At 42.9% G+C, this 240-nt stretch carries 1 tRNA gene; it reads left to right on the top strand.

Annotated features, from left to right (window positions below):
• Positions 1–76: transfer RNA gene (locus tag GTP77_RS30115), tRNA-Ala, on the top strand.
• Positions 77–240 lie beyond the last annotated feature (164 nt).

Raw genomic sequence — 240 nt, 5'->3', positions numbered from 1 at the left:
GGGGGATTAGCTCAGCTGGGAGAGCACCTGCTTTGCAAGCAGGGGGTCGTCGGTTCGATCCCGTCATCCTCCACCACTGCTTTTATCTAAGGTCCGAACCTTAAATAAAAGTAGTACCGTTCTTTAAAAATTTGGAAGAAGTAAAGATTTATTATTTTCGTTTGATCGCAAGATTGAACGAGGGTAGTGATTGTATGTATCAACAAACGCAACAACGTAGTACTTCTTGCTTTGTAACGG

Source organism: Pseudoduganella aquatica (assembly GCF_009857595.1).
GTDB lineage: Bacteria > Pseudomonadota > Gammaproteobacteria > Burkholderiales > Burkholderiaceae_D > Rugamonas > Rugamonas aquatica_A.
Note: the sequence above shows the minus strand (reverse complement) of the source record. Positions and strands in the feature narration are given on the sequence as shown.